The organism is Halodesulfovibrio aestuarii DSM 17919 = ATCC 29578 (assembly GCF_000384815.1).
Lineage (GTDB): Bacteria > Desulfobacterota > Desulfovibrionia > Desulfovibrionales > Desulfovibrionaceae > Halodesulfovibrio > Halodesulfovibrio aestuarii.
Window position 1 is genome coordinate 857,635 of sequence record NZ_ARQF01000020.1, and the last position, 13,785, is coordinate 871,419.

A 13,785-nucleotide genomic window follows, 5' to 3' on the forward strand; every position below is an offset into this window, starting at 1 on the left:
TAGATACTGAAAAGCAATTGTTACAAGCAATTATTGTACTGGAGGAGTGATGTCGCACAGCGTACTGCGGAAGCAGATTGGGTTAAAAAAACGCATTGACGAATTTTTAGATCAGGTGAGTGAAGCGTCTTTACTTTTTAAGCAAGGCGTAGGATTTTATATTGATGAAAAACATGAGCAATTTGAAGAAAAGCTAAACCAGATATCCACGGTAGAACATCATGGCGATGAAATGCGCCGGGCAATCGAACGCCAACTGTATCTCAAGACACTCATCCCCGAATCGCGAGGGGACGTGCTGCAACTTTTGGAACAACTGGACACTCTGCTCGATTGTTGCAAAGAAGTTCTTTGGCAATTCCAGATTGAACTGCCAGAAATTCCACACAAATCGCACGAAGACATGCAAGAACTCGTCTTGTACTCTGTGGAATCTGTTGAAGCGATCGTGCGCTCTGCCCGTGCATTCTTCCGCAGTTCAGACGTATCCGACCACCTTCACAAAGTATCATACTGGGAAAGCGAATCTGACAAAGTTACGACCCGTATGCTCATTGAAATTTATCGACGCGACGACTTGAGTTTGTGCCACAAAAGCCAGCTCAAAGACCTTGTCCGACAAGTTGCACAAATTGCAGACAGGGCAGAAGACGTGGCAGACAGACTCACCATTTACGTTATCAAACGCATGCTCTAAGGACGGTTTACTATGTTGCCTGTCTTCCTATCCAGCGGCCTTTTCCTTGGCTGGTCACTGGGCGCAAACGATGCAGCAAACGTCTTTGGCGCTGCTGTGGGTTCACGAATGGTGCGGTTCAGAACTGCTGCCATCGTCAGCTCACTCTGCGTTATTTTCGGCGCTATGTATAGCGGCTCCGGCACGGCGGATACCCTGGGTAAACTGGGGGAAGTGAACGCCTTAGCCGGTGCATTTATGGTCGCATTTTCCGCCGCCATCACCGTATACCTGCTCGTCAAAGCTCGTTGTCTTGTTTCCACATCACAGGCAATCGTTGGTGCTGTTGTTGGCTGGAACTTTTTTAGCGGTTCTGCAACAGACCCTGCTGTTCTAAGTAAGATTATGCTCACATGGGTAGCCTGCCCCGCTCTGGCTGCGGCCTTTTCAATCCTGCTCTACAAGTGTGTAGCAGGTCTCATTCGTGCTGCCCATCTTCACATTTTCACGTTGGATGGAATGACACGCTGGGGACTTATTCTAGCCGGCGCATTTGGCTCCTACGCCTTAGGCGCAAACAACATGGCAAACGTCATGGGGGTTTTTATCCCCGTCGCGCATCTACAGCCTATACAAATTTTTCCGGGACTTATCCTGTCCGCCACGCAGCAACTCTTTTTCCTCGGCGGCCTTGCTGTATCTGTTGGTATCTTTACTTACTCGCGAAGAACTATGCTGCTCGTCGGCGGCGGCATCGTCAAGCTGTCTCCTGTTGCATCCTTTGTGGTTGTTATGGCGAACTCACTCGTTCTGTTCATGCTGTCATCACAAGAGCTTTCCAACTTTTCTGTATCACTGGGCCTGCCTCCAATCCCGCTAGTACCAGTGTCCAGTTCTCAGGCAACCATTGGCGCAATTGTTGGCATCGGCCTTCTTAAAGGGGGCAGAGGCATCCGCTGGCGCTCGCTTGCAAACATCGCATTTGGTTGGATTCTTACCCCTATAATGGCGGCGACAATCTGCTTCATCTGCCTGTTCTTTTTACAAAACGTATTCCAGCAAACCACCTTCCGACCTGTATCATACGAACTGACACCAAGCGCATGGGAAAAGCTTACTGAACTTGATAATATCTCACAGGACACATTAGACCGAATTGACGACCTGTGGCTTGAGCGCTTCCCGAACTCTTCGGAATTCCGTGATGCACTGCAATACCGCCTTGGCAAAAAGCCAAAACAAATTCAGACAATTATGAGCTACGCACGACGTGACTCACTTAGACTGTCACCAAAGATTATCGAAAGACTCGGTACTGACAAATTCACTGAGGCTGAATTGGCAGTGCTGAACGAACTGTCCGGTCAGGTCTTTATCCATAGCTGGCGACTTAAAGAAACCCTCGGAGACTTATCACCATTATGGCGCTATTCTAAGACAGATACGGAACATAATAAAAAACTCGATGCCAAATTCAAATATTTGGATTCCAAGCTGCATATTCAAGAACATGACAGTTTTTAAACAGCTGCAAACTATAAAATGCATCTTTGGCAAATATAATTACATGCCCGGTTCAAAAGGACAGTACCATGAATAGCCTGGCCATTTACGCAGTCACCCCCAAGGGAGTCACCTTGGCGCACCGCATCGCAGGCTCCCTCGGTGGCAGTGTTTTTGTACCGATGCGAATGCTTGGCACTTCTCCAGTGGCACACGAAGTCGGCTTTAAAAATCTGCGGGAGTGCGTTACCAAAAGTTTCAGCGAATTTTCCGCTCATGTGTTCATTACTGCAGCAGGAATTGCCGTCCGTGCTATTGCACCGCATTTGGTAAGCAAAGATGTTGACCCAGCGGTTGTTGTAATGGATCAAAACGGACACCACATTGTGAGCCTGCTTTCGGGTCATCTGGGAGGCGCGAATGATCTGGCAAAAGTTATAGAACAACTCACAGGTGGCGTTGCGGTTATAACTACGGCTACAGACACAGAAAAACTACCATCGCTGGATTTGATTGCTGTTAAGGCTGGCTGCGCTATTCATAATCTTAGCGCGGTAAAGCATGTTAATGGCGCGTTGCTAGCAGGTGAAAAGGTTCTTCTGGATGATCCTGCTGACATGCTGGGAATAAAACATAGCACCGTAGCGGAGTTTTTTATTCCTGCAGAATTAGCACCGCTTTCGAAAGATAATCTTCCCAGTGTCGTTGTTTCATGGCGCAGTGCAAAAGCACTTGAGCCAGAAGAGAACACGTTACTCCTGCATCCTAAGGTACTATGCGTAGGCGTTGGAAGCAAACGCGGTGCACCTAAAGAAGCTGTTCTCGAACTTATTAACGAAGTATTTACTAAGCGGAATCTGGCGATTGAAAGCATCGCTTACTTAACATCTGTCGATGCAAAAGTAGATGAAGAAGGAATTATTGAAGCAGCTGAAGAGCTGGATGTTCCTTTTGTAACGTTCGCAGCAGATGTACTTGATGCCGTCGACGTCCCAAACCCTTCAGAAACGCCCAAACAGGCAGTCGGCACCAAGAGTGTAGCGGAGGCTGCAGCGCTTCACTGTGCTTCGTTAAAACATAAGGCACGGCTGATTGTAGAAAAAGAAAAGGGTGACGGCGTAACATGCGCTGTTGCGTTGGAGATATAATTAATGAGTTCCTCTTTAAAGATAGTTGGACTTGGCCCTGGCGACAGTGCTCTACTGACACCTCAAGCACAAAAAGCGATTGCAGATGCCGACGTAATTGTCGGATACACGCTATATGTTGATCTGGTTCCAGAAGCCTTGAAAGAAGGTAAAGAGATTATTTCAACAGGCATGATGGGCGAGATAACGCGCTGTGAAAAAGCTATTGAAGTTGCCCTAAGCGGCAAAGACACTGCTGTTGTGTGCTCCGGTGATCCGGGTATTTATGCTATGTCCGGTCTAGTTTACGAATTGGCTGAAAAGCACCTTGATACGCTTGAAATTGAAGTTATAGCCGGTATCCCTGCATTATCCGCAGCCTCTGCGTTACTTGGTGCACCGCTTATGCACGATTTTGCTGTCATCAGCCTTTCCGATTTATTAACGGAATGGGACGTTATTGAAAAACGTTTAAAAGCTGCCGCAGAAGCAGATTTTGTGATAGTGTTATACAACCCGAAATCCAAACGCAGAGACTGGCAGCTAGGCAAAGCGCTTGAAATTGTCGGGACAGTGCGAAGCGCCGATACTCCGGTAGGTTTAGTGAAATCAGCCTATCGCAATGAGCAGAAAACACTTGTGTTTTCTCTGAATTCTTTTGACATAGACGAAGTAGATATGCTCTCTACAATAATAATAGGCAATTCTACGACACGAATGATAGGTGAAAAGATTGTAACCCCCCGTGGTTACCTAAAAAAGTACCGAAAATAAAAACTGGGGAAATACCATGTTGCATCGCCATCTTATCCCTTCCGTTCCATTGGTAATATCGCTTTTTTTTGCAGCTATCTGTCTTGCTGCAGCGCAGGAGGCTCCGAAAGACCCTGTCATAATTGGAGCACCAGCCGGAGCGAAAATAAAAAAACCAAAGGTAGCATTTCCGCATGCCACGCATGCTGCGTTACAATGTGAAACATGTCACCATATGCTGAAACAAAATCCCGAAGTCTATTCTTGCTCATCCAAAGGCTGTCATGATTTAGCCACCCCGACTTCATCCGAAGAGCGCAAGTCCATTGCGTACTTTAGAAACGCATTCCATGCGAATAGTAAAGCAAGCTGCAATGGTTGTCATAAATCCCGTAAGAAAGAGGGTAAGTCTGCAGGACCAACCGCTTGTAAGGGATGTCATACAGTAAAATAATACAAAACAGTTTGAATGAGCAAACAATACACATTATACACTGCCTATTGTGCACATTCTTTATATGCAAGGAATGTCATGTGATTACTACTAAGTAGGTCACGTTTGCTTGACAGTGTAATAGAGGTACAATATAGCCTAATGTGAAAATCATAACATGCCTTGTGAAGGAGGTTGTACTGTCATGAAAAGAGTAATGGTACTCGCTATGGCTGCAGTGCTTTGTGTTGCTTTTACCATGGTTGCCTACGCAGTTGATGCTCCATCTTGTCCAGTTAAGATGGAAGCAACCAAAAAGCCGGTTGTCTTTAACCATGCAAGCCACGCTGATTCCAAATGTGATGCATGCCACCATCCAATCGATGGTAAAGAAAATTACAAAAAATGTGCTACTGCAGGCTGCCACTCTGCTGCTAAAGCAGACAAAAAGAAAGCTGGTTCTTACTACAAAATTATCCATAATAAAAAAGTTGGTAAATCCGGTCTTTCAACCTGTATGTCTTGTCACAAAGAAGCTGCAGGCAAAGACAAAGCAATGAAAAAAGCTCTCACCGGTTGTAAAAAATCTAAGTGTCACTCCTAGAGTGTACTTTTAATGACGAGCATAAAGGCCGCCTGAAAAGGCGGCCTTTTTTTATGAGCATAGACAGAAGCAATGATATTCCGCACTAGACCTAATGAAAGATTTCTGCATACCGATGAGGATTTAGCAATGCACACCATACCATGATGTTCATTGCTGCATACATTGTGCACGGTTATATACCTAAAAGTTGTAGTATTCACTTTTCGCATAGAAATGATGTTATTTCGCGTAATGCATGATTCAATACCGTGCCATGGATATAACAAAAAATCTCATGCATATAACGCTACGTATAAAAACGATAAACTGGGACAATACGAGACTAAACATAATCTAATGAGCGGCATCGCATCTTGCTTTATGCAATAATGTATGGTTAATTTCGTCAACTAATATATGTTGCGATGTATTCTGTTGCACGCATCAACGCACAATAAATTTGTGTTCAAAACTGCCTAACCGAATGTAAAGGTGTGTCATGTCCGATAATACAAAGAATGGAATTATCGATCTAACAGAAATAGTAGAGATGGGGACACCGCCTAACCCGGCGTCCGAGAAAAACATCCCTGCCAGCCCCGCAGGCACTGTTGATTTTGAAAGCGAACTGGAAGACCTTTTCAGTAGCACAGATTTTTCAGAGTTTACTGACTCTTCCGATGCTAGCCCGCAGCCTGCAGGAGCATCCGTTGATGACTTTCTAACAGACACACCTACAAGTGGGCCTGCAGTAGAAGATTTTTTGACAGACATAACTCCAGACACTGAACTCGCAGCATCAGGAAAAAATACGACAGCCAAGACAGATCCTTCTTTTGAGCCTGACTTGGACGATTTACTTGATTCCGAAGACTCAAAAGACTCTTCAGTCAGTTTTGATGCAGACTTTGAAGATCTATTAAGCGAATTCTCAGATTCATCATCTCAGACAAAAGAGACGGTTCATCAACCAGATTTTGACGAAGATTTATCTGCAATGTCCTTCAGTTCTGCTGACCCTGAACCTGTAGCCGCAGCGCAAGCTCCGCAGCCTCAGGCAGTGGCTCCGGAACCGGCACATGCAACAGAATCTAACATTGCAGACGTAGATAATGCTGATATTGATGATTTATTTTCCGATTTGGATTTTGAATTAGGTGAAGTTCCCTCTCAATCAGCACCAATCGAGACATCTCCAACACAATCTGTACCACAGGCTAATGCTTCAATTGAAGATGACCTGCTTGCTGATCTCGATTATGATCTGCCCCCCATGGAACCTACACAAATGACAACGTCATCTGCTGCCCCGGATCCGCAGAATTCCGAAGATGATGACTTGTTTGCTGACCTTAATCTGGAATTTGATTTGGATGAACTTGACGCAACTACAGAATCAACACTTGCATCTCAGTCCAAAGAAGTTCCAGACACCGTTCCTACAACAACGTCTGTTATTGCAGACGGAAGCGATACTGACGTTGACGATTTATTTACAGATTTTGATTTTGAAATAGAGGATGTGCCATCCACACCTTCTCATGAGCCCGTTCCTGCCCCTGACATGTCTGCGAGCCTGTCTCTTGCTGAAGAGGTCTCTCTGGACGATCCATTTGATGTAGAGAATATCCTAAACGAATCCAGTGAAGAGACTCCTCAGACAGCATCGACTCCTTCTAATGATTTTGATTTCACAGACCTTGATGAATTGCTCAGAGTCGATAATGAGCCAGCGCAGGCCCCACGTACGGACTTGACAGCTGCTGATGGCAATACGCTTGATTCAGAAGAAGTTGATATGGATGATATTGGGTTCCTCTTAAGCGAGCTTGATGAAGCCAGTGGAGCACAACCCAATGTTGAACCAGCATCAGCACCCGAGACCACGCCAGAACCAGCAATTGATCCAGAACTAGCGTTTGAACCAGATGCTCCAATGGAACCGGTTGTATCTGAAAAAATAGAGTCAGCTGACCCTGTTGATGGTTCGATGTTTGATGAAGAAATTGATGCGCTTCTGGATGATTTGGAAATGGCATCCGCCGAACCTGTAGCGCCAATTTCACAAGAACCACAAGCTCCTGTAGTTAACACGGAGCCAGAGCCAACTCAGCCTGTGGAAGCCCCCGTGACCGAAGCATTACTTGAGGATGTAAGCCCCCAAGTTGAGCTAGCGGATGCCCCACAAGTACCGGAAAACGATCTGGCCACTGAGCTTGATGCGATGCTTGACAGCGAGCCAGTGGATCTTGCTGCAGCCGAAGAAGCACAGTCTGATGTCGAGGATATTGCTCATCAAGCTCAGGTAGAGCAAGACGCTGCTTCTACATCAACCCCATCGGATGAATTAGAGTCACTTCTTGATGAACTGGATTCACTTCTTGATGAGACAGACATGGCTGCTCAACAAACTGAGCTTGCTTCTGACAAGCCAGAATTTGATTTTGATCCGGATGAACCAGTTACGGAACTGAATCCAGTAGTTGAATCTGTTTCCGGGGCCGAAGATGACATGCTTGAAGAGCCTACATCTCTGGAAGAAGATCTAGGTTCAACTCTTGATCGAATTTTGGGAGAAGACCCGCTTTCCTCTGACATGATGGGAGACGGCGTTGAAGAGAAAGTTGAACCGACTATCGAACCAGCAACGTTCAACCATGAAGACATTGACGCTCTACTGTCTGATCCAGAACCTGTAGAACAAGCGGCGATGGAAGAACCTTCTGAAATGACCGTTGAGTCTGAAATATCTTCAGATCCAGCCGAAGAAGATCAGGAAGCAGAAACAGTTGTTAACGATCCTGCTGATACTTTCGCAGAATTTGTCCAAACAGAAGAACCACAGACGCCTTCTAACGAATTGAATCCGGTATCTGAAGCAATGGATGCTATAGAGAATGAAGCTCCTATCGCAGATATTGCTCAAGAAGCGATGGCAGATCTGGAATCATTTGCAGAGGTTCAGCCGGAATATGTTGAAGCATCGGAAGAACTGCCTGAGCATGCAGAGGTATATGTCGATCCAGATCTGGACATGACAGACATTAATGAGAATGCAGCGCCTGTACCGCCTAATGCAAGTATTGAAGACCTGATGCGTAAGGCTCAGGACTCTTCAGACGCCTCTTCAGAGATGCTGGATACCAGTCCGGCAGTTAATCCTGCGATGCAAAACAATGAGCCGTTAGATGTACCTCCAATTCCGGCCATGACACCGGAAGAATTTGCAGAACTCACTGAACGCATTTATTATCTGGAAAGCACATTACAGAATATTGTTACTCAGCAGGAAGCTCTTGCAGACCAACAGCCACCTGTTGTGGAAAAAAAGGTTCTGATAGAAGCCATTGATGACGCTTTTAATATGGACGGTCCGCTGATGGCACGCGTCCTGAGTGCAGTTGAAGTTCGAACAGAGAGTATGATTGAATCAATGAGCACCCGCATAGAACGCAACATAAAAAGTGCTATCGAACAGACTGCCGCGAAGTCCGCAGCACAAGTTATCCGTGAAGAGCTTGAGGCTCTATTGACTGATGGCTTAACCTAATTAACAGAGCTGTAACTCAATTGTAACACTATTGTAACAATTGCTTGGTTGTTTACTCGTATCTAAAGAAGGGCTGCGCATAGCGCAGCCCTTCTTTTTTATAGTAACAGTGATGTGTGTAGCCGTGCGCCCCTTTTTTATAAACACTTGGTATCAGAAAAAAGAAGTGTTATTTTGCTTGAGTTTCTAAGGAATATAGCTTAGCTGTTCATTCAAACAGCCTTTTTATGAGGCATACGACTTTTTAGTTACAGGAGTAGGTTGATGCGTGATAATTTAGCGAACCCAGCACCACTCGGCCTTATGGGCTTTGGTATGACCACAGTGTTGTTGAACATTCACAATGCAGGATTTTTTCCAATTTCTTCTATGATCCTTGCAATGGGTATTTTTTACGGCGGGATTGCTCAGGTAATTGCCGGCATTATGGAATTTAAAAAGGGAAACACATTCGGTACAACCGCATTTACTTCTTACGGTTTATTCTGGCTTTCTCTAGTCGCTCTTATTGTAATGCCTAAGCTTGGCTGGGCAGAGGCAACTCCTCATGCGTATATGGGCTGCTACCTTGTAATGTGGGGAGTTCTCACCTTATTCCTGTTCCTTGGGACACTTAAAGGTAACTTCTGCATTAAGTTTATTTTCGGCTCCCTGACTGTTTTGTTCTTCCTGCTTGCATTCCGTGATTTTACCGGTTCTGCACTTATAGGCACTATTGCAGGATACGAAGGCATTGCTTGCGGCCTGTCTGCAATTTACCTTGCAATGGCAGAGGTACTTAACGAAACTTACGGTCGAGTTGTACTGCCAATCGGCTAACATTTCAGTGCAGAAAGGAGCTTGCGTAGCTCCTTACCAGCCTTTCTACTTGTCCTGCACAGGTACAAGTGTTTTTTCACTCTTTGGACAAAGTGAAAAATTGAAGACCGGAAAAGTATAGCTTTTCCGGTCTTCTTTTATGTAATTTGTCAAAAAAACCATCAGCACAGTTTTTGGAATCAAATGTAACCGTTTTCATAAATATGAAAGGCTATATTAAGCACCCCCTGCCTCCAACCGTCTACCCCATTAACCTTTGGGTAAGCAGTGTTTTATGAGAGTATTCCTCTTATCTTTACACCATAGTTGCAAAAGTTTTAAAAGCACCATATAAAGCAAAAAATGAAAACAAATTGTTTTGTTTGTTGCACGGTTTTCATTGCACTACATGATAACAGTAACACAGCTTCCTATACTTTTATCATGGCGACATAACTTACGATGCTTCCCCTCTAGTCCAAGCGCGCGTTTTGGGGATTAAGCATCCAGTTTAAAAACCATAACGCGTTTATGACTTATGACTATGAACAAATCTTTCCAGCCAACAATTAGGGACATCGCCCGAGAGGCAAAAGTTTCCATTGCAACCGTTTCGCGTTATTTAAATATGCCGGAAAAGGTGCGCAAGGAAACAGGAGAGCGCATTCAGCGTATTATCGATAAGCATAATTATCGATGCAACTTTGCTGCAAAAGCATTGGCTACTCAGCGCACAAAGACAATCGGGTACATCATTCCGGCTGTTAACAACCAGATTTACAGTGAATGCGCACGTGGTGTTCAGGACGAAGCACAACTACATGGGTACCAAGTTTTTATCGCCAGTGCGGAATACAACCGCCAGCGCGAAAAACAGATGGTAGAAAACTTTCTTGAGCGTCGTGTGGACGGTATTATACTTACGGTCTCTGATTCCATGGGGGACATTGCACAAAAGCTCTATCAGGAAAAAATCCCTGCAGTTAATCTGTTTAATAAGCAGGGCTGTCTGCCATGTGTCTCTGTAGACAACGTGCAAGCCAGCTATGATGCTACCAAGTACCTGATCAACCTCGGTCACAAGAGCTTTGCAATGCTCGGAGTACCGTTTACGGCATCCGACCGCTGTCGCATGCGTTACGAAGGCTTCCTGCATTGTTTACAGGATCACGATATCCCAACTCATCCACAAAGCTTTGTGCAAGTGTCTTCTAACACTTTAGACTGTTCTGAAGGCGTTGAGAAGTTGATGAACTCCTCAAACCCTCCAACAGCTATTTTTGCTTCAAACGACCTTGTAGCAATTAATACCATCAGCGCACTACGCCGTCTCGGATTTGAAATTCCAAAAGATGTGTCTGTTATCGGGTTTGATGACATTCCTATGGCAAAACATGTCTGGCCGCCGCTCACCACTGTATTACAGCCGGGCTACCGGATGGGACGTCAGGCTACCACAGTCCTGCTCGACATTTTGCGCAGCGGTAAGCACCCTGAAGAAACAATTCCTTCTGTTCAACACGATCTCATTATTCGAGAATCTTCAGGCGTTCCGCCACGCTAACACACCTGTACATTTCATAAAAAAAGCGCTTCAGACGTATACGTCTGAAGCGCTTTTTTTGTATGCGTTACTACGGAGATCTTGTTTGCTTTATATTGTATTATATCTTTTCAGTTTACTGGCTTCTGGAACCATTAGTTACAGAAAAAACAAGAATGTAGTGCTGCATCTCTTACTGTCATATCATACTATTTTTTTTTGGAATTTGACTACAACGTATGTTTATTGTATGTATTATGATACCGCAAGTTACAAACGCAAACACAATACATAAACCCTTTATGCATTGTTATTAGTAATGCAGAAATCATATTCTGCATTATTTTTTGTCTATATTGTTTGTTGTACTTATAACTAGTGCATTACGCACAAGCATAGGAGGAGCTTTGAGTTCTAGTTCAAACCTCACCAACCGTGATGGGGCGAAATTAAAATTTGATGTCCATCCGTATATTTTCTTTATTTCTGCTGGATTAATAGTACTTCTTGTAGCGCTCACCATCTATCTGGGCAAAGACATCAAAGATTTTTTCGGAATAATCCAGACGGGCATTTCAACGTACACAGGCTGGTTCTTCGTTCTAACCATGAATATCATTCTGGTTAGTACTTTTCTTTTCATGTTCTCCCGATTCGGAGATATCCGGCTGGGTGGCGATAACGCCGTGCCGGAATTCAGCATGATCGGATGGTTCGCCATGCTCTTCAGTGCAGGCATGGGCATTGGCCTTCTATTTTATGGCGTTGCTGAACCTATGTTCCATTTCATCTCGTCACCATTTTCAGACACTCCCGGCTCCCCGGAAGCCGCACGAAGAGCAATGGATTTTACGTTCCTGCACTGGGGGCTACACCCATGGAGCGTCTATGCTTTAGTCGGCCTTTCCTTGGCATTTTTCTCTTTCAACAAGGGATACCCACTTACAATCCGTTCAGCTTTTGTCCCTCTGCTTGGTGATAAAGTAAACGGCCCGCTAGGCTATGCCGTTGATATTTCTGCAACTGTCGCCACTCTGTTCGGCGTTGCGACCTCTCTTGGTGTTGGTGTTCAACAGGTTAATGCTGGCCTATTTCATGTCTTCGGTATTCCGCAAACAACTCACGTTCAACTCATTTTAATATGCGTTATTACGCTGATAGCTACCTATTCAGTAGTAAGCGGACTGGATGCCGGCATTCGCAGGTTGAGCGAACTTAACATCAGCCTTGCATTCCTGTTACTACTCTTTGTTCTTTTGTTAGGGCCAACCTTGTTTATCCTCAATGCTCTTGTGGAAAACATAGGTATTTACCTGCAAAACTTCATGCAGCTTTCAACTTGGAATGAAACGTACGAAAACTCCTCATGGCAAAACGGGTGGACCGTTTTCTACTGGGGTTGGTGGATCGGGTGGTCACCATTCGTAGGTATGTTTATTGCCCGAATTTCCAAAGGCCGCACCATTCGCGAATTCATAGCAGGCGTACTTCTTGTACCAACGCTCGTTACGTTTGTATGGATTACAGTTTTTGGCAACAGTGCTCTGTATATTGACATGTTCGGTGGTGGCGGTATCGCCAAAGCCGTACAGGAAAACGTGCCTGTGTCCCTGTTTGTTCTTTTGGAACACTTTCCGTTCTCCTCTGTAACAAGCGTACTTGGCATTCTTGTTGTTATCAGTTTCTTCGTAACCTCTTCGGATTCCGGTTCGTTGGTTATTGATATCATAACAGCAAACGGAAACCAGGATCCCCCTATCCCGCAACGTGTTTTTTGGGCATTGCTGGAAGGTGGCGTTGCTGCCGCACTGCTGTATGGTGGAGGATTAATAGCTCTACAAACTGCTACAATCGCGTCCGGCTTGCCGTTTGCAATAATCCTTCTCTTTATGGCGTACAGCCTTTTAAAAGGCCTTAAAGACTATTCTGGCCCTCAGCAGTTCTATATCGATACGGAGAAAAAGCCTAAAAAAGTAAGCATTACACCAAAGGCGTTTCCGGCCAAGCGCCGCCGCCATAAAATTCGCTAGGAGGACTTATGTATACAACTTCTGCCGAAAAATTCACTGGCGGCTGCATGATGCTCATGCGTCAGGACAAATGTGGCGCCGCTTTTCTCGGGTCATGCTTCCTCGTACACGAGGATGGATTCATGCTGACAACAGGACACATTTTTGGTGATAATCATCAAGATCTTTGTGTGGTACCATACTCACCTGAATCAACAGACTTTCAGACTATCAGCCGTGAGCATGTGCGCTCTATTCCTGTTGAAGTAATCAGCGTCGATAATGAACGCGATATTGCCCTGCTTGCGATGGATGTCGACGCAGACATTGTTATGCCGGACTTCCTGCTTGGTAACACAGAAAGCCTGCGCCTTGGCACACCGCTCGTGAGCCTCGGCTACCCGTTTGGTTTTCAGAACATGCACCACCTTACTGCCGTCAGTTCTATTGTAAGTTCCAAGCTGATGTCTCCACTCGGGAACAACCATATTCTTTTTGATACTCGTGTTCATGCAGGAGATGTTGGCGGGCCGCTCATAAGCATCAATGAAGACTGTATTGTAGGTGTTGTTTGTGGTCGTTACTGCCCGATGGCAGACGGTAGCTCCATATCTGCCTACTCACGGGAACAGGCTCTTGATACGGATTTGTCATACGCGATTGCTATTGAACACGGAATCGCGCTCATTGAGAAAGAAGGCCTTGACGTTATTTAGCACTTAGCAGCAGCCGGAGGCTGACCTTCACTATGCTAATGAAACGTTCTCGGTCTGGACTCTGAATAAAAAACAATGACTCACTAATTGT

The 13,785-nt window shown here is 45.1% G+C and carries 11 protein-coding genes; all 11 read left to right on the forward strand.

Translation table 11 applies throughout. The features are described 5' to 3' along the window. The first annotated feature begins 49 nt into the window (after positions 1-49). The 11 genes from F461_RS0109775 to F461_RS0109830 all read left to right on the forward strand — a co-directional run bounded on the left by F461_RS0109775 (position 50) and on the right by F461_RS0109830 (position 13,694). Complete coding sequence (locus F461_RS0109775; protein ID WP_020000975.1) at positions 50-697, forward strand: DUF47 domain-containing protein; 648 nt, start codon at positions 50-52, stop codon at positions 695-697. A gap of 12 nt (positions 698-709) precedes the next feature. Continuing rightward, positions 710-2,200 carry an inorganic phosphate transporter gene (locus tag F461_RS17630; RefSeq protein WP_020000976.1) on the forward strand — a complete coding sequence of 497 codons (1,491 nt, stop codon included), beginning with the start codon at positions 710-712 and terminating at the stop codon, positions 2,198-2,200. Positions 2,201-2,268: 68 nt separating this feature from the next. Further along, a complete protein-coding gene (locus F461_RS0109785; RefSeq protein ID WP_020000977.1) occupies positions 2,269-3,327 on the forward strand; it encodes a cobalt-precorrin 5A hydrolase in 1,059 nt (352 codons plus the stop codon). Between the two features lie 3 nt (positions 3,328-3,330). Then, a complete protein-coding gene (gene cobJ, locus F461_RS0109790) occupies positions 3,331-4,080 on the forward strand; it encodes a precorrin-3B C(17)-methyltransferase (protein ID WP_020000978.1) in 750 nt (249 codons plus the stop codon). Between the two features lie 16 nt (positions 4,081-4,096). Next, positions 4,097-4,513 carry a cytochrome c3 family protein gene (locus tag F461_RS0109795; protein WP_020000979.1) on the forward strand — a complete coding sequence of 139 codons (417 nt, stop codon included), beginning with the start codon at positions 4,097-4,099 and terminating at the stop codon, positions 4,511-4,513. 184 nt (positions 4,514-4,697) lie between these two features. Beyond that, a complete protein-coding gene (locus F461_RS0109800) occupies positions 4,698-5,096 on the forward strand; it encodes a cytochrome c3 family protein (RefSeq protein ID WP_020000980.1) in 399 nt (132 codons plus the stop codon). 481 nt (positions 5,097-5,577) lie between these two features. Further along, a complete protein-coding gene (locus tag F461_RS0109805) occupies positions 5,578-8,628 on the forward strand; it encodes a hypothetical protein (protein ID WP_020000981.1) in 3,051 nt (1,016 codons plus the stop codon). A gap of 264 nt (positions 8,629-8,892) precedes the next feature. Then, positions 8,893-9,447, forward strand: coding sequence for an acetate uptake transporter (locus F461_RS0109810; protein WP_020000982.1), 555 nt, complete (start codon positions 8,893-8,895; stop codon positions 9,445-9,447). A gap of 523 nt (positions 9,448-9,970) precedes the next feature. After that, positions 9,971-10,990: a LacI family DNA-binding transcriptional regulator gene (locus tag F461_RS0109820; RefSeq protein ID WP_020000984.1), complete on the forward strand. Its 1,020-nt coding sequence runs from the start codon at positions 9,971-9,973 to the stop codon at positions 10,988-10,990. Between the two features lie 386 nt (positions 10,991-11,376). Continuing rightward, entirely contained in the window at positions 11,377-12,999 is a 1,623-nt protein-coding gene (locus tag F461_RS17635) for a BCCT family transporter (protein WP_020000985.1), read from the forward strand. An 8-nt stretch (positions 13,000-13,007) separates the two neighbouring features. Continuing rightward, positions 13,008-13,694, forward strand: coding sequence for a S1 family peptidase (locus F461_RS0109830; RefSeq protein ID WP_020000986.1), 687 nt, complete (start codon positions 13,008-13,010; stop codon positions 13,692-13,694). Positions 13,695-13,785 lie beyond the last annotated feature (91 nt).